General features: G+C 73.6%; 19 protein-coding genes. 7 read left to right on the forward strand and 12 right to left on the reverse strand.

Annotation, left to right across the window (positions count from 1 at the left end):
• Positions 1-67: 67 nt before the first annotated feature.
• The 4 genes from ABD236_RS15785 (at position 68) to ABD236_RS15800 (ending at position 4226) form a co-directional block, all read left to right on the forward strand.
• Entirely contained in the window at positions 68-1057 is a 990-nt protein-coding gene (locus ABD236_RS15785; protein WP_344074319.1) for a GlxA family transcriptional regulator, read from the forward strand.
• A gap of 116 nt (positions 1058-1173) precedes the next feature.
• The gene (locus tag ABD236_RS15790) at positions 1174-1893 is read left to right on the forward strand and encodes a DsbA family oxidoreductase (protein WP_344074320.1); all 720 of its coding nucleotides are present in this window, start codon (positions 1174-1176) and stop codon (positions 1891-1893) included.
• A gap of 116 nt (positions 1894-2009) precedes the next feature.
• The gene (locus tag ABD236_RS15795; RefSeq protein ID WP_344074321.1) at positions 2010-3059 is read left to right on the forward strand and encodes an aminotransferase class V-fold PLP-dependent enzyme; all 1050 of its coding nucleotides are present in this window, start codon (positions 2010-2012) and stop codon (positions 3057-3059) included.
• A 402-nt stretch (positions 3060-3461) separates the two neighbouring features.
• Positions 3462-4226, forward strand: a complete 765-nt coding sequence (locus ABD236_RS15800) for a hypothetical protein (protein WP_344074389.1) — start codon at positions 3462-3464, stop codon at positions 4224-4226.
• Here ABD236_RS15800 and ABD236_RS15805 read toward each other — a convergent pair.
• The 6 genes from ABD236_RS15805 to ABD236_RS15830 all read right to left on the reverse strand — a co-directional run bounded on the left by ABD236_RS15805 (position 4220) and on the right by ABD236_RS15830 (position 9439).
• Positions 4220-4873, reverse strand: coding sequence for a hypothetical protein (locus ABD236_RS15805; protein ID WP_344074322.1), 654 nt, complete (start codon positions 4871-4873; stop codon positions 4220-4222). The two genes, ABD236_RS15800 and ABD236_RS15805, sit on opposite strands and share 7 nt — an antisense overlap.
• A gap of 99 nt (positions 4874-4972) precedes the next feature.
• Entirely contained in the window at positions 4973-5827 is an 855-nt protein-coding gene (gene thpD, locus ABD236_RS15810; RefSeq protein WP_344074323.1) for an ectoine hydroxylase, read from the reverse strand.
• 5 nt (positions 5828-5832) lie between these two features.
• Positions 5833-6237, reverse strand: a complete 405-nt coding sequence (locus ABD236_RS15815) for an ectoine synthase (RefSeq protein ID WP_344074324.1) — start codon at positions 6235-6237, stop codon at positions 5833-5835.
• A gap of 32 nt (positions 6238-6269) precedes the next feature.
• Entirely contained in the window at positions 6270-7544 is a 1275-nt protein-coding gene (gene ectB, locus ABD236_RS15820) for a diaminobutyrate--2-oxoglutarate transaminase (protein WP_344074325.1), read from the reverse strand.
• Entirely contained in the window at positions 7541-8050 is a 510-nt protein-coding gene (ectA, locus tag ABD236_RS15825) for a diaminobutyrate acetyltransferase (protein WP_344074326.1), read from the reverse strand. The genes ectB and ectA overlap by 4 nt, the downstream gene beginning before the upstream one ends.
• Positions 8051-8341: 291 nt before the next feature.
• Entirely contained in the window at positions 8342-9439 is a 1098-nt protein-coding gene (locus tag ABD236_RS15830; RefSeq protein WP_344074327.1) for a pyridoxal-phosphate-dependent aminotransferase family protein, read from the reverse strand.
• A 118-nt stretch (positions 9440-9557) separates the two neighbouring features.
• On the opposite strand from ABD236_RS15830, the gene ABD236_RS15835 reads away from it, so the two are divergent.
• Positions 9558-10649 (forward strand): amidohydrolase family protein, encoded by a 1092-nt coding sequence (locus ABD236_RS15835; protein ID WP_344074328.1) that lies wholly within the window; start codon positions 9558-9560, stop codon positions 10647-10649.
• A gap of 349 nt (positions 10650-10998) precedes the next feature.
• The gene (locus ABD236_RS15840; protein ID WP_344074329.1) at positions 10999-11901 is read left to right on the forward strand and encodes an SCO1860 family LAETG-anchored protein; all 903 of its coding nucleotides are present in this window, start codon (positions 10999-11001) and stop codon (positions 11899-11901) included.
• Positions 11902-12302: 401 nt separating this feature from the next.
• Here the strand turns inward: ABD236_RS15840 and cobC are convergent, their stop codons facing one another.
• The 6 genes from cobC to cobM are packed head-to-tail and all read right to left on the reverse strand — an operon-like array spanning position 12303 to position 18647.
• Positions 12303-13373, reverse strand: a complete 1071-nt coding sequence (gene cobC, locus ABD236_RS15845) for an Rv2231c family histidinol phosphate aminotransferase CobC (RefSeq protein WP_344074330.1) — start codon at positions 13371-13373, stop codon at positions 12303-12305.
• Positions 13345-14256: a sirohydrochlorin chelatase gene (locus tag ABD236_RS15850; protein ID WP_344074331.1), complete on the reverse strand. Its 912-nt coding sequence runs from the start codon at positions 14254-14256 to the stop codon at positions 13345-13347. The genes cobC and ABD236_RS15850 overlap by 29 nt, the downstream gene beginning before the upstream one ends.
• Positions 14253-14792 carry a precorrin-8X methylmutase gene (locus ABD236_RS15855; protein ID WP_425543881.1) on the reverse strand — a complete coding sequence of 180 codons (540 nt, stop codon included), beginning with the start codon at positions 14790-14792 and terminating at the stop codon, positions 14253-14255. The genes ABD236_RS15850 and ABD236_RS15855 overlap by 4 nt, the downstream gene beginning before the upstream one ends.
• A 53-nt stretch (positions 14793-14845) precedes the next feature.
• Entirely contained in the window at positions 14846-16558 is a 1713-nt protein-coding gene (gene cobJ, locus ABD236_RS15860; protein WP_344074333.1) for a precorrin-3B C(17)-methyltransferase, read from the reverse strand.
• Complete coding sequence (cbiE, locus tag ABD236_RS15865) at positions 16555-17814, reverse strand: precorrin-6y C5,15-methyltransferase (decarboxylating) subunit CbiE (protein ID WP_344074334.1); 1260 nt, start codon at positions 17812-17814, stop codon at positions 16555-16557. Before cbiE ends, cobJ begins: the two co-directional genes overlap by 4 nt.
• A complete protein-coding gene (gene cobM, locus ABD236_RS15870; RefSeq protein WP_344074335.1) occupies positions 17811-18647 on the reverse strand; it encodes a precorrin-4 C(11)-methyltransferase in 837 nt (278 codons plus the stop codon). Before cobM ends, cbiE begins: the two co-directional genes overlap by 4 nt.
• A 77-nt stretch (positions 18648-18724) precedes the next feature.
• Between cobM and ABD236_RS15875 the strand changes: the two genes are divergently transcribed.
• The gene (locus ABD236_RS15875; protein WP_344074336.1) at positions 18725-19444 is read left to right on the forward strand and encodes a ZIP family metal transporter; all 720 of its coding nucleotides are present in this window, start codon (positions 18725-18727) and stop codon (positions 19442-19444) included.

Here is a 19444-nt window from a genome sequence, read left to right on the forward strand (position 1 = left end):
CTGACGATCCGCCGCCGGTTACAGTAGTGGCCCGAACGCCATGCAACCGGAGGTTCTGGCCATCACCATGAACGAGCCGCCGTCCCCGGCGCGGCCCTGGCGGCCGCACCGCGTCGTCGTCATCGCCCCCTCCCCCGTCTCGATGTTCAACCTGGCCATCCCCGAGCTGCTCTTCGCCAAAGTGGAGATCGACGGCGCCCCGGGGTACGAGCTGACCGTCTGCACCCCCGAGCCCGGCCGGGTCGCCACCACCGGCGGGCTCGACCTGTACGTGGAGCGGGGCCTGGACGCCGTGGCGGACGCCGACACCGTGCTGGTCGCGGGCACGGGGGAGCGCTACGCGCTCGATCCCCGTACGGTCGAGGCCGTCCGCACGGCCGCCGCCGAGGGGCGCCGGATCACCTCCATCTGCAGCGGCGCCTTCGTCCTCGCCGAGGCCGGGCTGCTGGACGGGCGCAGCGCCACCACGTACTGGGAGCTGTCCGAGGAGCTGCGACGGCGCTACCCGGCCCTCGACCTCAAGGGCGACGTCCTCTATGTCGAGGACGAGGGCGTGATGACCTCGTCCGGGTATGCGGCCGGGATCGACATGTGTCTGCACGTCATCCGCACCGACTACGGCGCCGCCGTCGCCAACCGGGTGGCCAGGGCCGCGCTGGTCGCCCCGGTGCGGCCCGGCGGGCAGACCCAGTTCACCCAGACCCCGCTGCCCGCCGAGCGGGGTGTGGCCTGCGCCGACACCCGGGGCTGGGCGATGCGCAACCTGGACAGGCCGCTCACCCTCACCGACCTGGCCCGGCACGCCGGGGTGAGCGTGCGCACCCTGACCCGCCGCTTCCACGCCGAGAGCGGGGTCAGCCCGCTCCAGTGGCTGCTGCACCAGCGCATCGAGCGGGCCAAGGAGCTGCTGGAGACCACCGCGCTCGCCATGGACCAGATCGCCGAGGCCAGCGGCCTGGGCAGCGCCGACTCGCTCCGCGCCCATCTGGTCCGGCGCACCGGTCTGACCCCGAGCGCGTACCGGGCCAGCTTCAGCAGGCTGGAGCGGGTGGGCTGAGGGCGGGGCGGCGGGCAGGGGAAGGCGCGAGGCGTTCCGTACGGCGGGGAATGCGCGGAGCATCCCGTACGTTGGAATGCTTGAAAGTGACACAAACAACTCCTGAGAGAAGTGACATGCGCGTCGAGATCTGGAGCGACATCGCCTGCCCGTGGTGCTACATCGGCAAGGCCCGGTTCGAGAAGGGCCTGGCGGAGTTCGCCCACCGCGACGACATCGAGGTGGTGCACCGCTCCTTCGAGCTCGACCCGAACCGGCCCAAGGACGCGGTCGGCCCGGTGATCCCGATGCTGGCCGAGAAGTACGGCCGCACCCTGGACGAGGCCCGGGGCATGGAGGAGCACGTCGCCTCCAACGCGCACGCCGAGGGGCTGGGCTATCTGACCGAGGGCCGGGACCACGGCAACACCTTCGACATCCACCGGCTGCTCCACCTGGCCAAGGCCCGGGGCCGCCAGGAGGCGCTGCTCGACCTCGCCTACCGCGCCAACTTCGCCGAGGAGCGCTCGGTCTTCGACGACGGCGTCCTGCTGGAGCTGGCCGTCGAGGCGGGTCTGGACGCCGACGAGGTGCGCGGGGTGCTCGCCGACCCGGCCGCCTACGCCGACGAGGTGCGCGCCGACGAGGCCGAGGCCGCCGCGCTGGGCGCCAGTGCGGTGCCGTTCTTCGTGGTCGACCGCAAGTACGGGATCTCCGGCGGCCAGCCCGCCGAGGTGTTCACCCAGGCCCTGGAGCAGGCCTGGCGGGAGCGCACCCCGGTCCTCGCCACGCTCGCCACCGCCGGGGCCGAGGGGGAGGCCTGCGGGCCGGACGGGTGTGAGGTCCCGGGCGCGTGACGCCCGTACGGCCGTTGCGCCCTTGCGTGTGCGGCTCCAACCCGTAAGCGTGCCTTGACGGTTCCCCCGGCCCTTTGTCGATTGACCCCGGGGCGGGGGGAACGCAGGGTGGGATCATGGAAATCCTGGAGCCCCTGTCCGGTGACGCCTTCGCGCCCGAGACGACGTATCTGAACACCTCCACCTGCGGTCTGCTGCCCCGGCGCGCGGTGGACGCCATCACGCGGCTCGCGCGGGAGAACGCGGCGGGCACCCGGGAGGGCGCGGGGGGCTTCGACGCGCTCACCGCCGCCCGGGGCGCGTTCGCCCGGCTCGTGGGGGTCGGCGCCGACCGGGTCGCGCTCGGCTCGTCCGTCTCGGTGCACGTCGCCCTCGTCGCCCACTCGTTGCCCGCGGGGTCCGAAGTCCTGGCTCCCGAGGGCGAGTTCAGCTCGGTGGTGCAGCCGTTCGCGGTGCGCGGCGACCTCAAGACGCGGTACGTGCCGCTGGAGTCGCTCGCCGAGGAGGTGCGGCCGGAGACCGCGCTCGTCGCCTTCTCGGCCGTGCAGTCCGCCGACGGGCGGGTCGCGGACCTCGCGGCCGTACGGGCCGCGGCCGCCGCGCACGGGGCCCGAACGCTCCTCGACGCCAGCCAGTCGGCGGGCTGGCTGCCGCTGGACGCGGGTGCGTACGACTACACCGTCACGGCCGGGTTCAAGTTCCTGACGTGCCCGCGCGGCACGTCGTTCCTCACGGTGACCGAGGAGGCGCAGGAGGGCCTGGCCGCGCTGCACTCCGGCTGGCTCGCGGCGCAGGACCTGGTCGACAACTACGGGCCGGTACGGGCCCTGGCGGGCGACGCGCGCAGATACGACGAGCCCGCCTCGTTCCTCTCGTACCACGCCGCGGCGGAGTCGCTGGCGGTGCTGGAGTCGGTGGGGATCGAGGCCGTGTACGCACATGACATGGCGCTGGCGGCACGGTTGCGGGCGGGCCTGGCGGCGCTGGGCCACGAGGCGGTCGCGACGGACTCGGCCGTGGTGGCCGTGCCCGGCCTCGACGGGGCGCAGCCGGAGTTGCTGCGAGCCGGGATCTACGCGGCGGCCCGCGGCGGCAACCTGCGCTTCGCGGTCCACCTGTACAACTCGTCCGCGGACGTGGACCGGGTGCTGGAGGTACTGGCGTAGGTGCCCGGTCTTTGTCTGCGGGTGTGTGGTGGGTTGCTCGCGCAGTTCCCCGCGCCCCTTAGGTAGTCCCCGGCAGCCGGGGAACCCAGCTCAGCCACCAGGCTTTTAGGAACCCAGCTCAGCCACAGGCCTTTAGGGGCGCGGGGAACTGCGCGAGAAGCGGCCACGACCCGCAGACGAAAGCGGGCTTCCAGGCAGCACGGCAACCGCCCGAACGGGCCGTTCTACCCAGGGGCGCGGGGAACTGCGCGACCAGCCCACACCCAGCCGCAGACAAGGTCCGGGCACAAGAAGGGGCGCGGGGAACTGCGCGAGCGGCCCACCACACACCCGCAGACGAAGACCGGGCAGAAAAACCCGTCGTCACGGCCCCGTCCCCCGAGGGACGATCGGGCCGTGACCATGGACATCAAGCAGGACGTACGGGCGCGCGCCGCAGCCCGTAACAACGCCGAGTGGTGCGAGGCACTCTGCCGCGCACACGGCATCACGGGCGTATGGACCCCGCACGCCTGGACCAGCGCGCAGCGCACCCCGCCGCTCTACCCCGACGCGGTGACCCTCCACCCGGACGCCGCACCGCGCGAGCTCGTGGCGGGGATCGACGCCTCCCCTGGCGCCTCCGTCAAGGACAGCTTCGCCACCCTGGACCTGACGGCCGACGGCTTCGAGGTCCTCTTCGACGCCCGGTGGATCCACCGCCCCGCGCCCGAGCCGGGCGGGAGCGGCTGGGAAGTCGTGCGTACGGAAGGCGGGTTGGCCCAGTGGGAGCGGGCCTGGTCGGACGGGGACAGCAGCGGCCTGTTCCCGGCCGCGCTGCTCGCCGACGACGCGCACACCTTCCTCGCGGCGAAGGACGCGAGCGGCCGGACCGTCGCGGGCGCGGTCGCCAGCACCAGCGGAGGCACCAGCGGAGGCACCAGCGGAGGCACCAGCGGAGGCGCCAGCGGAGGCACCAGCGAGGGCACCGAGGCCGTGGTCGGCGTCTCCAACCTCTTCGCGGCCGACGGCGACCTCGACGCGGCCTGGGCCGGCTGCCTGGGCGCGCTCGCCCGGCACCGGCCCGGCCTCGACGTGGTCGGCTACGAGAGCGGCGACGACCTCGCGGCCGCCGTACGCGCGGGGTTCACCCCGGTGGGCGGGCTCAGGGTCTGGCTACGTCACTGAGGGTCCGCGAGCGGCTCGCCGTACCAGCGCCAGGACTCCTGGCGCGGCAGCTCCGGCAGATCCGCCCGGCCGGTGGCCCACAGCAGCACCCGCCACCGGTCCGGGTCCGCCGGGACCTCGCGGAACAGCCGGGCCAGCACCCGGTCGCACAGCCCGGCGGGCGGCGCCCAGGTGACGCCGAGGCCCTCGGCCACGTCGTGGGTGTGCAGCAGGGTCTCGACGATGCCCATCGCCGCGAAGCCCTCCGGGTCCGAGACGCCGAAGGAGTGGTAGGCGCGGACGTCCGGGGAGGACGTGCGGACCATCGCGGTCAGCAGGGCGCCGCTCGCCTCCAGGGTCAGCAGCAGCCCGGCGGGCCCGGCCGCGCGATCCGCGTGCACCGCGTTGCTCGGCCCGCCCGGACGCCTCGGCTCCCACAGGTACGGCACGTCGCCCTCCAGCGGCGGCTGCTGCGGGCCGAGCTGCACGGCGTACGCGAAGAGGTCGTCCGAGAGGTGCTCGACGGTCTCCCAGCAGTCCCACTCCAGGGAACCCGCCTTCACGCTCCAGTCCGCGGCCAGCCCCGCCCGCAGCGCGGTGACCGAGAGCCGTACGGAGTGCTCGACGTCGGCCGCGGTGACGGGAGTTCGTGAAGATGCATCAGCCATGGGCCGACGGTACCAACGATCACCGCGGGGGGTGCGCGGGGGCCGTCCCGGCGGCCCCCGCGCTGNNNNTCCCGGCGGCCCCCGCGCACCCCCCGCCGGTCACCGCACCGGCGTGAAGTCTCTGGCGCCGATGAACTCCGGGCGGCGGATCGGAGCCGCGAACGGCTCGACCGCCGCGTTCTCCACGCTGTTGAAGACGATGAAGACGTTGCTGCGCGGATATGGGGTGATGTTGTCCCCGGAGCCGTGCATACAGTTGCAGTCGAACCAGGTCGCCGAGCCCGCCCGGCCGGTGAACAGCCGGATGCCGTGCCGGTCCGCCATCTTGGTCAGCGCCTCGTCGGACGGCGTGCCCGCGTCCTGCATCTGGAGCGACTTCTTGTAGTTGTCCTTGGGCGTGGCCCCGGCGCACCCGAGGAAGTCCCGGTGCGAGCCGGGCATGATCATCAGGCCGCCGTTGGTGTCGTGGTTCTCGGTGAGCGCGATCGACACCGAGACGGTGCGCATGTTCGGCAGACCGTCCTCGGCGTGCCAGGTCTCGAAGTCCGAGTGCCAGTAGAAGCCCGACGCGCCGAACCCCGGCTTCACGTTGATCCGCGACTGGTGGACGTAGACGTCCGAGCCCAGGATCCGCCGGGCGGTGCCGACCACCCGCTCGTCGCGCACCAGGCCCGCGAAGATCTCGCTGATGCGGTGCACCTCGAAGACCGAGCGCACCGACTGGGACTGGGGCTCCACGATCGAGCGCTCGTCGGCGCGGATCGCCGGGTCGGCGATCATCCGTTCCAGCTCGCGCCGGTAGAAGGCCACCTCGTCGTCGGCGAGCAGCTGGTCGACGGTGAGGAAGCCGTCCTTCTCGTACGACTCGAAGCCCTCGGACGGGCCCCAGACGACCGGGTCCTGACGGGGGGTCACCACTTCGGTGGCGCCGCGGGTGGGGTACAGGTCCTGCATGTCGATCAGCCCTCCTCGGGTTCGGTCATCAGGGGGTAGACGCCGTTCTCGTCGTGGTCCTCCCGTCCGGTGACGGGCGGGTTGAAGACGCAGACGCAGCGGAAGTCGGTCTTGGGGCGCAGGGTGTGGCGCTCATGGCCGTTCAGCAGGTACATCGTGCCGGGCTCGATCCAGTGGGTCTCGCCGCTCTCGTGGTCGGTGAGCTCGGCCTCGCCCTCCACGCACAGCACCGCCTCGATGTGGTTGGCGTACCACATCGACGTCTCGGTGCCCGCGTACAGGACGGTCTCGTGCAGCGAGAAGCCGACCTTCTCCTTGGCGAGCACGATCCGCTTGCTCTCCCAGGTGCCGGAGGCGGCGCGAACATGGCGCTCGGTGTTCTCGATGTCCTTCAACGAGCGGACGATCACAGTGGGTTGCTCTCTTTCCTCGTACGTACGGCTCAGACGGCCGTCTCGCGGACGGCGCGGGCGAGGGTGCGCAGCCCCTCGTCGAGCTCGTCCTCGGTGATGGTCAGCGGCGGCAGCAGCTTGGTGACCTCGCTCTGCGGGCCCGAGGTCTCGACCAGCAGGCCGAGGTCGAAGGCGCGCCGCGCCACCCTGCCCGCCCGCTCCTTGTCGTGGAACTCCATGCCCCAGACCAGGCCGTGGCCCCGGTACTCCTTGACGTCGACCAGGTTCTCCTCGGTGATGGAGATCAGCGCCTGCTCGACCTGCTCACCGCGCGCCCGGGTCTGCTTCTCCAGCGCGCCGCCGTCGGCCCAGTACGCCTCCAGGGCCGCGGTCGCGGTGACGAAGGCCGGGTTGTTGCCGCGGAAGGTGCCGTTGTGCTCGCCCGGCTCCCAGACGTCCAGCTCCGGCTTGAACAGGCAGAGCGACATGGGCAGTCCGTAGCCGCTGATCGACTTGGACAGGGTGACGATGTCCGGCGTGATGCCCGCCTCCTCGAAGGAGAAGAAGGCGCCGGTGCGGCCGCAGCCCATCTGGATGTCGTCGACGATCAGGAGCATGTCCTGGCGCCGGCAGAGGTCGGCGAGCGCGCGCAGCCACTGGGGCCGCGCCACGTTGATGCCGCCCTCGCCCTGCACGGTCTCCACGATCACCGCGGCGGGCTTGTTGAGCCCGGAGCCCTGGTCCTCCAGGAGCCGCTCGAACCACAGGAAGTCGGGCACCTGCCCGTCCAGGTAGTTGTCGAACGGCATCGGCGTGCCGTGCACCAGCGGGATGCCGGCCCCGGCCCGCTTGAAGGCGTTGCCGGTGACGGCGAGCGAGCCCAGCGACATGCCGTGGAAGGCGTTGGTGAAGGAGACGATCGACTCGCGGCCCTTGACCTTGCGCGCCAGCTTGAGCGCCGCCTCCACCGCGTTGGTGCCGGTCGGCCCCGGGAACATCACCTTGTACGGCAGGTCGCGCGGGCGCAGGATCACGTTCTGGAAGGTCTCCAGGAACGCGCGTTTCGAGGTGGTGGCCATGTCTAGGCCGTGGGTGATGCCGTCGCGTTCGAGATAGTCGAGCAGCGCGCGTTTGAGCACCGGGTTGTTGTGCCCGTAGTTGAGTGAGCCGGCCCCGGCGAAGAAGTCCAGGTACTCGTGGCCGTCCTCGTCGGTGAGCCGGGCGCCCTGGGCCCGGTCGAACACGGCGGGCCAGCCGCGGCAGTAGCTGCGGACCTCCGACTCGACGGTCTCGAAGACGCTCAGCGCGGGCGGGGTGATGGTCACAGTCGTACTCCCAGGTCGATCCGGTAGAGGACTTCCGCCTTGTGCCCCTCGTCGGGGAACAGGCCGCTGTCGAAGAGCACTTCGCGGCGGGGCGCGGTGCCGCGCCGCTCGGCGAAGGAGGTGAACAGCCGGTCGGAGGCGGTGTTGTCGGGGGTCACGGTGGTCTCGACGGAGCTGACGCCGTGGGTGTCGGCGACCTTCCCGGTCAGCGCTTCGAGCAGGGTGCCGGCCAGGCCGCGCCCCCGGTGCTCGCGGTCGACGGCGACCTGCCAGACGACGAGCGTGTCGGGCCGCTCGGGCCGGACGTACCCGGTGACGAAGGCGATCGGCTCACCGGCGGCGTCGCGCGCCACCACGGAGGTCGCGGCGAAGTCGCGGCACCAGAGCAGATAGCTGTACGAGGAGTTGAGGTCCAGGACTTGCGAGTCGCGGGCGATACGCCAGATCGCGGCGCCGTCCTCGACGCGTGGGGTGTCGATATGGACAACGGTCTGTGCGGCGGTCATGCGGAGGGAATTTACCCAGCGGAAATCGAAATCGCATTCCCGGGAGGGGGTGTGATCGGCGCCGGTCTGTGTTATCACGCAGGTGTACGCGCGAGGCGTTTTGTCCGGTAATTACCGGACAAAACGGCACCGTTGTGGAGTCGATCACACCCGTACAACCACTCCGAAAACCTTGTTGAGGTCGTGCGTTTGAGATCAACAAGCCGGGGCAGAAGAAAACGGGAAGCTGCTCTGTATAAAGCGGCTTCCCGGTTACTGGAATTAATCGTCTATTCAGGTGCGGTAAAGGTGCTACCAGGTTTGTGAAACGGCCTTCAGGGCAGCTTCCGTATCGACCTCGCGGCCTGCCTCGGCCAGCGCCGTCCCCAGCGCCGCGAGCGAGCCGCGCACCGCTTGTGCGGTGGCGTCCGCCCCGTAGTGGTTGACCCGGACCATCTCCTTGGCCAGCGCCCCGCCGCCCGCGATCAGCGGCAGCGAGGGGTCGAGGGCCAGCGCCCGCGCGACCAGAGCGGCGGCGTCGACGCCCTCGGGGGTGCGCAGCGTCGTGGCCACCGGGGCCGCGTCCCGCGCCTGGCGCACATACGGCTCCAGACCGCCGCCGAGCGCCGAGGCGCCCGCCCGGGTCGCGGCGGCGGCGGACGCGTGCCGGGCCATCACCGTCTCCGGGCCGTCCGCCTCGATCCGCTCCACACAGGCCTCCAGGGCCAGCATCTCCAGCTGCGCCGGGGCGTGCAGCAGCGCCTTGCGGCCGCCGTCGATCCAGCGCTGCTTCCAGTCGAGCAGCGACAGGTAGGAGCGGCGGGGAGCCCTCGGGTTGGCGGCGATCCGCTCCCAGGCGCGCTCGCTCACCGACACCGCCGAGACGCCCGCCGGGCCGCCCATCGCCTTCTGCGCGCCGATCACACACAGGTCGACGCCCCAGGCGTCCGGCAGCAGCGGCTCGGCGGCCACCGAGGCGACCGCGTCCAGCATGAACAGGGCGCCGTGCCGGCGGACCACCTCGCCGATCTCCGCCACCGGGTTGGTGTTCCCGGTCGCCGCCTCCGCGTGCACCAGGGAGACGAAGTCGATCTCCGGGTGCTCGGTCAGCGCCCGGTCGACCTGCTCGGCGGAGACCGCCGCGTGGAAGGGCACCTCCAGATCGACCACGTGCGCGCCGCAGTCCCGCAGCCAGTCGCCGAACGTCTGGCCGTACGGGCCGGTCACCACGTTCAGCGCGGTGGAGCCGGGGTGCGCGGCGCCCCGGATGCAGCCCTCCAGCGGCAGCAGCGCCTCGCCCTGCATGATCACCACGTCCTGCTCGGTGCCGAGCAGCGCGGCCACCCGCCGCTCGATGGCCGCGAAGCGGGCGGCGGTCAGCGGGGCCAGATCGAGGAACGGGTGCGTCACAGCGGTGCCTTCTTCACATCAGCGGGTGCTCGGGCGGACCCCGGATCGGCGGGGTGCGCCCGGTACTTCGGTGGGTGTACCCGGTCGAGCCTACCCAGCGCCTCGTACAGTGCTGACCATGAGCGATCACGTGGTGCTGCATGTGAAGGGGCGGGTGCTCGTCGGTCCCGAGGAGGTGCGGGACGAACTGTGGGCGGTGGACGGCCGGATCACCTACGAGCGCCCGCCGGGCGCGGTGGACGCCGTCACGGTCAGCGGCTGGGCGCTGCCCGGCCTGGTCGACGCGCACTGCCACGTCGGCCTCGACCAGCACGGCCCGGTCGACGACGAGACCAGCGAGAAGCAGGCCCTGACGGACCGCGAGGCGGGCACCCTGCTGGTACGGGACGCGGGCTCGCCCTCCGACACCCGCTGGATCGACGACCGCGAGGACCTGCCGAAGATCATCCGGGCGGGCCGCCACATCGCGCGCACCCGGCGCTACATCCGCAACTACGCCCATGAGATCGAGCCCGGCGACCTCGTCGCGTACGTGGCCCGCGAGGCGCGGCGCGGCGACGGCTGGGTCAAGCTGGTCGGCGACTGGATCGACCGCGAGGTGGGCGACCTGACGCCGTGCTGGCCGCGCGGCGAGGTCGAGGCGGCGATCGCCGAGGCACACCGCCTGGGCGCCCGGGTGACGGCACACTGCTTCGCGGAGGACTCGCTGCGCGACCTGGTCGAGGCGGGCATCGACTGCGTCGAGCACGCCACGGGGCTGACCGAGGAGACGATCCCGCTCTTCGCCGAGCGCGGCGTGGCGATCGTGCCGACCCTGGTCAACATCGCCACGTTCCCGCACCTCGCGGACGGCGGGCAGGCCAAGTTCCCCGACTGGTCGGCCCATATGCGCCGGCTGCACGCCCGCCGCTACGACACGGTCCGCTCGGCCCACGACGCCGGGATCCCCGTCTTCGTCGGCACCGACGCGGGCGGCTCGTTGGCGCACGGCCTGGTGGCCGAGGAGGTGGCGGAGCTGGTCGAGGCCGGCCTCCCGCCGCTCGACGCCCTCTCCGCCACGGCCTGGGGCGCCCGCGCGTGGCTGGGCCGCCCGGCCCTGGAGGAGGGCGCCCCGGCGGACCTCGTGGTGTACGAGGAGGACCCCCGGGCGGACGTACGGGTGCTGGCGGCGCCGAGCCGGATCGTGCTCAACGGGCGGATCGTCGGATGACGGCGCGCGGTTGACGCGGAGGGTGACGGTCCGGGGGCGGGGGTCGTTGTAGCTGCTTCGGCCGTGGTGGCTTGTACGCGGGTGCGGACCACCGGCGTACGCCGCACGGGGGAGGGCGGGGCAGCCGCGCGGGAACGGGTGCGCGACCCGCGTCGAACGCATGGTCAAGTCGACCCCCCTTGGGGTGAACTGACGCCAGGTATCCGCATGTTCACTCTCCGTGCGTAAAGATGCCGGTGTCTCAAGTCACCGGCGCGCCCCTGGCTCACCCCAGTCCCGTGAGTCCCACGAGTCCCCGTGGGAGGGCGCGCGGGTGACGGCTCATGTCTCCCGTGGGGGTTCCACCACCTTGAACACCATCGACTTCCGCCTGCCCGTACGCACCTCGGCCGCGCTGGCCCTCACCCTCGGCTCCCTGGCCCTCGCGACGCCCGTCCCGGCGCATGCGACGGGGGCGGGGGCGGGGGCGAACGCTCAGGGCAGCGCGAGCGCGGTAGTGCTCCGCACCGGCCTGGACGTCTCCCTCCTCGACAAGACGATCCAGGTCCCCCTGAAGGCCACGCTCAACGAGGTCCGGGCGCCCGCCGGTTCGGGCACGGCGGGCAGGACCGCGCTGGAGGTGAAGCTGGACGGCGTCGAGCGCGACCGCCCCGTGAACGTCCTGAAGGCGGACGTGGCGACCGCGACGGCGACGGCGACGGCGGACCGGGCGTCGGGCGCCGTGCACCTGCTCCACGCCCGGCTGCACGTGCCCGGTCTGCCGCTGCTGTCCCTGGTCGAGGTCCAGGACGTGACCTCGAAGGCGGTCTGCGAGCCGGGCGCGCGCCCGACGGCGTCGTCCAACCTGCTGGGCGCCGTCACCGTCCTGGGCAAGAAGCTGACCCTGACGACGGCCGGGACGACGCGGGTGGCGGTGCCGGGGGTGGGCGAGGTGACCCTGGACCTGTCGTCGACCCGTACGACGTCCCGTACGGCCGCGGCGACGGCGCTGCGGCTGCGGGTGTCGGTCAATCCGCTGAAGCTGAACGTGGCGGAGGTGGAGGGGGAGGTGACGCTGGCGTCGGCCACGTGCGAGTCGCCCGCCGCGCGGCCGCCGCGGGTCCCGCCGCGGGAGGTGCGGCCGCAGACGGTGGCGGCGGGGCCGGAGCTGGCGGAGACGGGCGGGTCGTCGTGGACCGGGTATGTGGTGGGCGGGGCGGTGGCGCTGGTGGCGGCGGGCGGGATCGCGCTGGCGCGGGCGCGTCGGCCCTGAGGGTCTCGCTCCCCGCCCCGCCCCTTCCCGAAAGCCCTCTGGCGGGCGGCCGGGGGCTTTCGGGAAGGGGTCAGGTGTTCGTCTGCGGGTGGGGGTGGGCTGGTCGCGCAGTTCCCCGCGCCCCTGATCGGCCCGGTCTTTGTCTGCGGGTTGTCTGTGGCTGGTCGCGCAGTTCCCCGCGCCCCTGAAGGCGCCTTCGGCGCCCGGGGCAGGACAGGGGCCGCAGGCCCCGTCCTTTCAGGGGCGCGGGGAACTGCGCGACCAGCCCCCACCGGCCCGCAGACAACGCCCGTGCCGAAAAGGGGGTCCGGGGGCGCAGCCCCCGGGAAAGTGCGCCCTCAGCCCCCGCCCTCACCCCCGGAGGGTTTAGGGAAGGGGCGGGGTGGGGGAGCCGCTCCCGGTCAGCCCGACGTCAGCGTCAACGCCTGATCCAACGCCTGCAAGAACCGATTCGTCGTCCCCCGATCCCGCACCGCGAGCCGCAGCCACTCCGGCCCCAGCCCCGGAAACGTATCGCCCCGACGGGCCAGAAACCCCAGCCCCCGAAGACGCGCCCGCACCGCGACCGCCGCCCCCGTACGGACCAGTACGAACGGCCCCTCCGCCGCCCCCACCACCCGTACCTCCTCGAACTCCCCCAGCCCCGCCACCAGATGCGCCCGGTCCGCGGCGAGGCGGCGCGCCGCCTCCTCCGCCTCCGCCAGCGCCCGGGGCGAGACGCACGCCTCCGCCGCCACCAGGGCGGGCGTGGAGACGGGCCACAGGGGCTGGGCCCGGGACAGCGCGTCCACCACGGACGGCTCGGCCAGGACATAGCCGATCCGCAGACCCGCCAGACCCCAGGTCTTGGTGAGGCTGCGCAGGACCACCAGACCCGGCACGTCCGTACGCCCCGCCAGCGCCTCCCGCTCACCCGGCACCGCGTCCATGAACGCCTCGTCCACGACCAGCGTCCGCCCGGGCCGGGCGAGCGCGGCCAGGACTCCCCGCGGGTGGAGGACCGACGTGGGGTTGGTGGGGTTGCCCACCACCACCAGGTCCGCCTCCTCGGGGACCGCCGCCGGGTCGAGCCGGAAGCCGTCCTCCGGCCGCAGCAGCACCCGCCGCACCGAGTGCCCCGCGTCCCGCAGCGCCGCCTCGGGCTCGGTGAACTGCGGGTGCACCACCACGGGACGGCGGAACGGCAGCGCCCGCGCGAGCAGCACGAACGCCTCCGCCGCCCCCGCCGTGAGCAGCACCCGCTCCACCGGCAGCCCGTGCCGCGCCGCGACCGCCGCGCGCGCCGCCCGCCCGTCGGGGTAGGCGGCGAGCCCGGTCAGGGAGGCGGCGATCCGCTCCCGCAGCCACTCCGGGGGAGTGCCCGTCCGTACGTTGACGGCGAGGTCGGTCAGACCCTCGCCGCCGTCACGGACCTCCGCGTCACCGTGGTGGCGCAGATCGTGCTCAGTGATGTGCGTGCGCATGGCTGCCATGGTGGTGATGATGGTGGCCGTCGTCGTCCGGGTGGAAGTGGGGCTGCTGGGGCATTCCCACCTTGTCCTCGAAGCCGGGCAGCGCGATCCGGTAGACGCAGGAGTCGCAGTTCATCCGCAGATCCCCCTTCACCGCCTCCTCGTACCGCTCCAGGACCAGCGCGTGCAGCTCCTCGGCCGCGCCGATGACCTCGGCGGAACGGACGTCGAGCTCGGGGTGCGCGGCCGCCCACTCCTCGGTCTGCTCCCGCACCCGGTCCGGCAGGATGCCGGTGAACAGGAAGTACGGCAGGACCACGATCCGGCGGGCGCCCAGCTTCTCGCAGCGGTCCAGACCGGACGGCACGTCCGGCGCCGCGAGCGAGACGAACGCGGTCTCCACGCCCGCGTAACCGCGCCCCTCCCAGAACAGCCGGGCCGCCTTGTGGACCTCGGAGTTGGCGTCCGGGTCGGTGGAGCCGCGGCCGACGAGCAGGACCGTCACCTCGGAGCGGTCGAGGTCGCCGATGACCTCGTCGACCCGGCGCTCCAGGACCGCGAGCAGCGACGGGTGCGGGCCGAGCGGGCGCCCGTAGGTGTACGAGATACCGGGGTGGCGCTCCTTCTCGCGGGTGAGCGCGGCCGGGATGTCGCCCTTGGCGTGTCCGGCGGACACCAGCATCAGCGGCACCGCAGCGAACCGTTTCACCCCGCGCTCCACCAGTGAGGTGACGGCCTCGCCCAGCGGCGGCGGGGACAGCTCGATGAAGCCGCCCGCGACGGGCAGTTCGGGGTTGCGGCGCCCGAGCTCCTCGACGAACGCGCGGAACGCCTCGGCCCCGGCGTCGTCCCGGGTGCCGTGCCCGGCGATGAGCAGGGCGGGCTTGGTCTGGGGGGTGGTCACTGGTTCTCCTCGGTGAGGGGGTGGTACAGAAGGGCGTTGAGCGCGGCGGAGGCCACCGCCGAGCCGCCCTTCTCGGAAACATTGCTGACGGCGGGCAGACCGCTCTCGCGGAGCGCCTGCTTGGACTCGACGGCTCCGACGAAGCCGACCGGCAGCCCGATCACCAGCGCGGGCGCGGTGTCGAGCGTGAGGAGCTCCTCCAGGGCGGTGGGCGCGTTGCCGATCACCCAGAGCGCGCCGGGGCCGACCTCCTCGTACGCCAGGCGGATGGCGTGCGCCGAACGCGTCAGCCCGGGGCCGGACTCGGCGTCCCGCAGCCGGCAGACGGTCTCGCGCCGGGTGATGCCGGCCGCGACCATCTCCACGTCGGTGACGACCGGCGCCCCGGCGTGCAGCGCCGCATGGGCCTTCACCAGGCAGTCCTCGTCCATGACGAGGTCCGCGGCATAGCCGAGGTCGGCGGCGGAGTGGACGACCCGCTCCACCACGGCCCTGGTCAGCGGCGCGAGGTGCGAGGTGTCGAGGCGGGCGCGCATCCGCCGGTACGACTCCACCTCGATGGGGTGGACCGTACGCTCCCAGGGCCGGTTCACGAGGCCTCCTCGGCGGTGCCGGTCTGCCACCGGTAGCCGCGCGGGGTCACCATGCGGCCGGCGATCTCGCGGGTGGCCGTGTTGCCCACGGTCACCACCGTCATCATGTCCACGGTCGCCGCATCCAGCGCGCCGAGCGTGGTCAGCCGGCTGCTCTCGTCGGGGCGCGAGGCGTTGCGCACCACGCCGACCGGGGTGTGCGCGGCGCGGTGCTCGGCGAGGATGCCGAGCGCCTTGGGCAGCTGCCAGTCGCGGCCCCGGCTGCGCGGGTTGTAGAAGGTGACCACGATGTCCGCCTCGGCCGCCGCCCGTACCCGGCGCTCGATGACCTCCCACGGCGTGTGCAGGTCCGAGAGCGAGATGGAGACGTGGTCGTGCCCCAGCGGCGCGCCCAGGATCGCGGCGGCGGCCAGCGCGGCCGTCACGCCCGGCACGCCCACCACCTCGATGTCGTCGGCGGCCTCGGCGAGCGCGGGCGAGGCCATCGCGTACACCCCCGCGTCGCCCGAGCCGATCAGCGCGACCGCGTGCCCGGCGCGCGCCTGCGCCACGGCGGTACGGGCCCGCTCCTCCTCGGCGCCGAGCCCCGACTCCAGCACCGTGGTGCCGGGCCGCAGCAGATCGCGGATCTGGTCCACGTACTGGTCGAGGCCGACGAGCACCGAGGCCCGGCGCAGCTCGTCCTTGGCGCGCGGGGTGAGCAGGTCGCGGGCGCCGGGGCCGAGCCCGACGACCGCCAGCCGCCCGCGCGCGGGACGCCGCACCACGGCGCAGGTGGCCATCGCGGCACGCCCCTCGGGGCTCGACTTCCGCTTGGGCACCAGGAGTTCACCGCCGCCCGCCAGCGCCGCCGCCTCCGCCACGCTCGGCGTGCCGACCGCGTCGAGCGGCGCGTCCGAGGGGTTGGGAACGGCGATCCCGGCGAGCTCCTCCGCGCTGTACGTGGTGAGCGGCACCCCGAGCCGGGAGGCGGCCGCCACGATCCCCGGCTCCTCGGACTTCGCGTCCACGGTGGCCAGTTCGGCCACGCTCAGCGGGCTGAGACCGGCGTCCGCGAGCGCCTCCCCGATGAGCCCGAGCACCTCGTCGACGGGGGCGCCCTTGGAGGCGCCGACCCCGACGACCAGCGACTTCGGGCGCAGCACGGCCTCGTCCGGGCCGAGTTCGAGCAGCCGGTCGGTGATGTGGAGAGCGGCGGAGCCCTCGGCGTCGGGGCGCACCTGGGCCGGGAGCGCCGGCAGCGGCCACACGCCGTCCGCCCGCAGGGCCACCGGCGAGCCGTCCAGGATCGCCCGGGAGACCGCCGCCACCGCGCCCTCGACCGGCAGGCCCAGGGTGTCCAGGCCCGGCACGCCCACCGCGTCCGTCGCGGTGGTCACCACCGGCGTGGCGCCGAGGACTTCGGCGACCTCGCCGGCGAGCGCGTTGGCGCCGCCGCCGTGGCCCCCGAGCAGCGACACCGCGAAGCGCCCGGCCTCGTCCACGCAGACCACACCGGGGTCGGAGGCCTTGTCCGCGAGGAGCGGGGCGAGCAGCCGGACGGTCGCGCCGGTGGCGAGGAAGCACACCAGCTGGTCGCACTCCGCGAAGGCCCGCTCCACGGCCTCCCGCACGGGTCCTTCGTACACCCGGACCCGGCCGGGCCAGGCCGCGGCCAGCCGGTCGCGGGCTACGGCGCCCGCCGCGGTGGCGGAGATCAGGCCGATCACTGAACAGCTCCTTCGACAACCGATACAGCAGGGGGTGCGGGGCGGTCGCCCCACAGCAGGAAGACGGGGTTGGTGGCGGCGAGCCGGGTCACGTCACCGGGCAGCGGGGCCAGCCGGGACGCCTGGAGCAGCACCCCGTCGGTCTCCAGACCGGCCCCGGCCAGCGCCACCCGGACCGCCGGGACGCGGTCGAGGGCGGCCAGCGCCACCACGACCGAGCGCCGGGCCCGCCGGGCGCACGCGGTCACGATCGCGGGCAGCTCACGGCCGCCCCCGCCGATGAACACCGCGTCCGGATCCGTGAGATCCGACAGGACCGTGGGCGCCGCGCCGTGCACCACCCGGACGTCCACGCCGTGCGCCGAGGCGTTGGCCCGGACGTGCTCGCAGCCCTCGGCGGTCTTCTCGACCGCGACCGCCGCCGCCCCGAACCGGGCGCACTCCACGGCCACCGAGCCCGACCCGGCCCCTATGTCCCAGACCAGATCGCCCAGCCGGGGACCGATCCGGGCCAGCGCGAGCGCCCGTACCTCCGCCTTGGTGATCATCGAGTCGCGGTGGGCGAACGCGCTCTCCTCCAGCGCCCAGCGCTCGGGCGTGGTCCGGCCTCCCGCGACCGTGCGCAGCGGCGAGAGCGCCTTCTCCTCGTCCAGGCAGACGATCACGCTGACCGCGTCCCACTCCCGGGCCGCGGCCTCGGCCGGGGTCACCCGCACCAGCCGCTCCCGCCGAGGGTCGCCCAGTGCCGAGGCCACCACCAGGATCCGCTCGGGCGCCCGGCGGGCGAGCTCCGCGCCCAGCTCGGCGGGCCCGGCGCCGGGCCCGGTCAGCACGGCGGTCTTGGGGTGCGCGCGGCACACGTTGGCGGCCGTCCGCAGGTCCCGGCCGTGCGCGCTGACCACCAGCGCGTCGTCCCAGGGCAGCCCGAGGCGGGCGAAGGCGACCGCCACCGAGGCGGTCCCCGGCCGTACGTCCAGCTCCCGTGGCCCGAACCGCTCGGCCAGCGCCCGCACGATCCCGAAGAAGCCGGGGTCCCCGGAGGCCAGCACCACGACCCGGCCGCCCCGCTCGCGGTGCTCGGCGATGGCGTCGAGGGCGGGCGCCAGCGGCCCCAGCACCACCTGCTTGGCGCCGGGCGGGATCTCGGCCGCCGCCAGATGGCGGGCGGCGCCGGTCACCAGCGTGGCCTCGGCCAACGCCTCCAGGGCGTCCGGGGCCAGCGGCGCGCCCGTCCCCGTACCGATGACGGTGATCATGACGGGGAGCGCTCCGTCTTCTCGGCGTTCTCGGCCTTCAGCGCGCGCCGGGCCACCGGGTCCGCGCGGCGGAAGCCGTGGAAGTGGCCCGGGTGGTAGAGGTGCGAGCGGGTGCCGGAGGCCGAGAGGGCCGGGCCGACCAGGAAGAGCGTGTGCTTCCAGAGCTTGTGCTCCTTGACCGTCTCCTCCAGCGTGCCGATCGTGCAGCGCAGCACCAGCTCCTCGGGCCAGGTCGCCTGGTACGCCACCACGACCGGCGTCGAGGTCGGATAGCCGCCCTCCAGGAGCTCCTCCACCAGCTGGCCGGAGCGGGCCGCCGACAGGAAGACCGCCATGGTGGTGCCGTGCCGCGCGAACTCGCGGACCTCCTCGCCCGGCGGCATCGGCGTCTTGCCGCCGCCGAGCCGGGTGAGGATCACGGACTGCGCTATCTCCGGGATGGTCAGCTCGCGCCGGGCGATCGCCGCGACCGCCGAGAACGACGAGACGCCCGGGATGACTTCGACCTCGAGGCCCAGGCCCTCGACGCGGTCCAGCTGCTCCTGGGTGCCGCCCCACAGCGCCGGGTCGCCGGAGTGGATACGGGCGACCTTCAGCCCCTCGCGGGCGGCCCGCTCGTACACAGCGACGACGTCCTCCAGGGACATCGCCGCCGAGTCCAGGATCTCGGCGCCTTCGCGCGCGTGGTCCAGGACCTCGGCCTGCACCAGGCTCGCGGCCCAGATGACCACATCGGCCTCGGCGATCGCGCGGGCGGCGCGGAACGTCAGCAGATCGGCGGCGCCGGGGCCGGCGCCGACGACGGTCAGCCTGCCGGTGGGGGCATCGGCCATGGGAGGGGTCCTCTCGTACGTCACACAGTCGGTAAAGCGAAATGCGCGGGGGTGGGTCAGTCGGTTAGCAAGGGCGCATGGCGGTGTTCGTGGCGCTCGGCGCGTTCCTGATGACACTGGTCGGCGGCTGGACGGCCCAGCGCGTCACCGACCGGCGCCATCTCGTGCTGGGGCTCGCGGGCGGGCTGATGCTCGGGGTGGTCGGGCTCGACCTGCTGCCGGAGGCGCTGGAGGCGGCCGGCGACGAGGTCTTCGGCGTACCCGCCGCGCTGCTGCTCTTCGTCGGCGGCTTCCTCCTCGGCCACCTGGTGGAACGCCTGCTGGCGGTGCGCCGGGCGGCCCACGGGGCGGACGAGAGGGCGCCGCAGGTGGGCCTGACGGCCGCCGCGGCGATGGTCGGGCACAGCCTGATGGACGGCATCGCGATCGGCGCCGCGTTCCAGGTGGGCGGCGGGATGGGCGCGGCCGTGGCGGTCGCCGTGATCACCCACGACTTTGCCGACGGCTTCAACACCTACACGATCACCAGCCTGTACGGGAACGAGAAGCGCAAGGCCGTCGCCATGCTCGTCGCGGACGCGCTCGCGCCGATGGTCGGCGCCGCCTCGACGCTGCTGTTCACCCTTCCGGCCGAGCTGCTCGGAAGCTATCTGGGTTTCTTCGGCGGGGTGCTGCTGTATCTGGCCGCCGCCGAGATCCTGCCCGAGGCGCACCACGACCACCCCGCCCGCTCGACCCTGCTCTGCACGGTCGCGGGCGTGGCCTTCATCTGGCTGGTCGTGGGCATCGCGGGGTGA

This window comes from Streptomyces crystallinus (genome assembly GCF_039521265.1).
Lineage (GTDB): Bacteria > Actinomycetota > Actinomycetes > Streptomycetales > Streptomycetaceae > Streptomyces > Streptomyces crystallinus.

Bases quoted from the DNA above. Each gene is read 5' to 3' on its own strand.
- ABD236_RS15785 (WP_344074319.1), top strand. From the start codon at position 68: ATGAACGAGCCGCCGTCCCCGGCGCGGCCCTGGCGGCCGCACCGCGTC.
- ABD236_RS15790 (WP_344074320.1), top strand. From the start codon at position 1,174: ATGCGCGTCGAGATCTGGAGCGACATCGCCTGCCCGTGGTGCTACATC.
- ABD236_RS15795 (WP_344074321.1), top strand. From the start codon at position 2,010: ATGGAAATCCTGGAGCCCCTGTCCGGTGACGCCTTCGCGCCCGAGACG.
- ABD236_RS15800 (WP_344074389.1), top strand. From the start codon at position 3,462: ATGGACATCAAGCAGGACGTACGGGCGCGCGCCGCAGCCCGTAACAAC.
- ABD236_RS15805 (WP_344074322.1), bottom strand. From the start codon at position 4,873: ATGGCTGATGCATCTTCACGAACTCCCGTCACCGCGGCCGACGTCGAG.
- thpD (WP_344074323.1), bottom strand. From the start codon at position 5,827: ATGCAGGACCTGTACCCCACCCGCGGCGCCACCGAAGTGGTGACCCCC.
- ectA (WP_344074326.1), bottom strand. From the start codon at position 8,050: ATGACCGCCGCACAGACCGTTGTCCATATCGACACCCCACGCGTCGAG.
- ABD236_RS15835 (WP_344074328.1), top strand. From the start codon at position 9,558: ATGAGCGATCACGTGGTGCTGCATGTGAAGGGGCGGGTGCTCGTCGGT.
- cobC (WP_344074330.1), bottom strand. From the start codon at position 13,373: ATGGCAGCCATGCGCACGCACATCACTGAGCACGATCTGCGCCACCAC.
- ABD236_RS15855 (WP_425543881.1), bottom strand. From the start codon at position 14,792: ATGCGCGCCCGCCTCGACACCTCGCACCTCGCGCCGCTGACCAGGGCC.
- cbiE (WP_344074334.1), bottom strand. From the start codon at position 17,814: ATGATCACCGTCATCGGTACGGGGACGGGCGCGCCGCTGGCCCCGGAC.
- cobM (WP_344074335.1), bottom strand. From the start codon at position 18,647: ATGGCCGATGCCCCCACCGGCAGGCTGACCGTCGTCGGCGCCGGCCCC.
- ABD236_RS15875 (WP_344074336.1), top strand. From the start codon at position 18,725: ATGGCGGTGTTCGTGGCGCTCGGCGCGTTCCTGATGACACTGGTCGGC.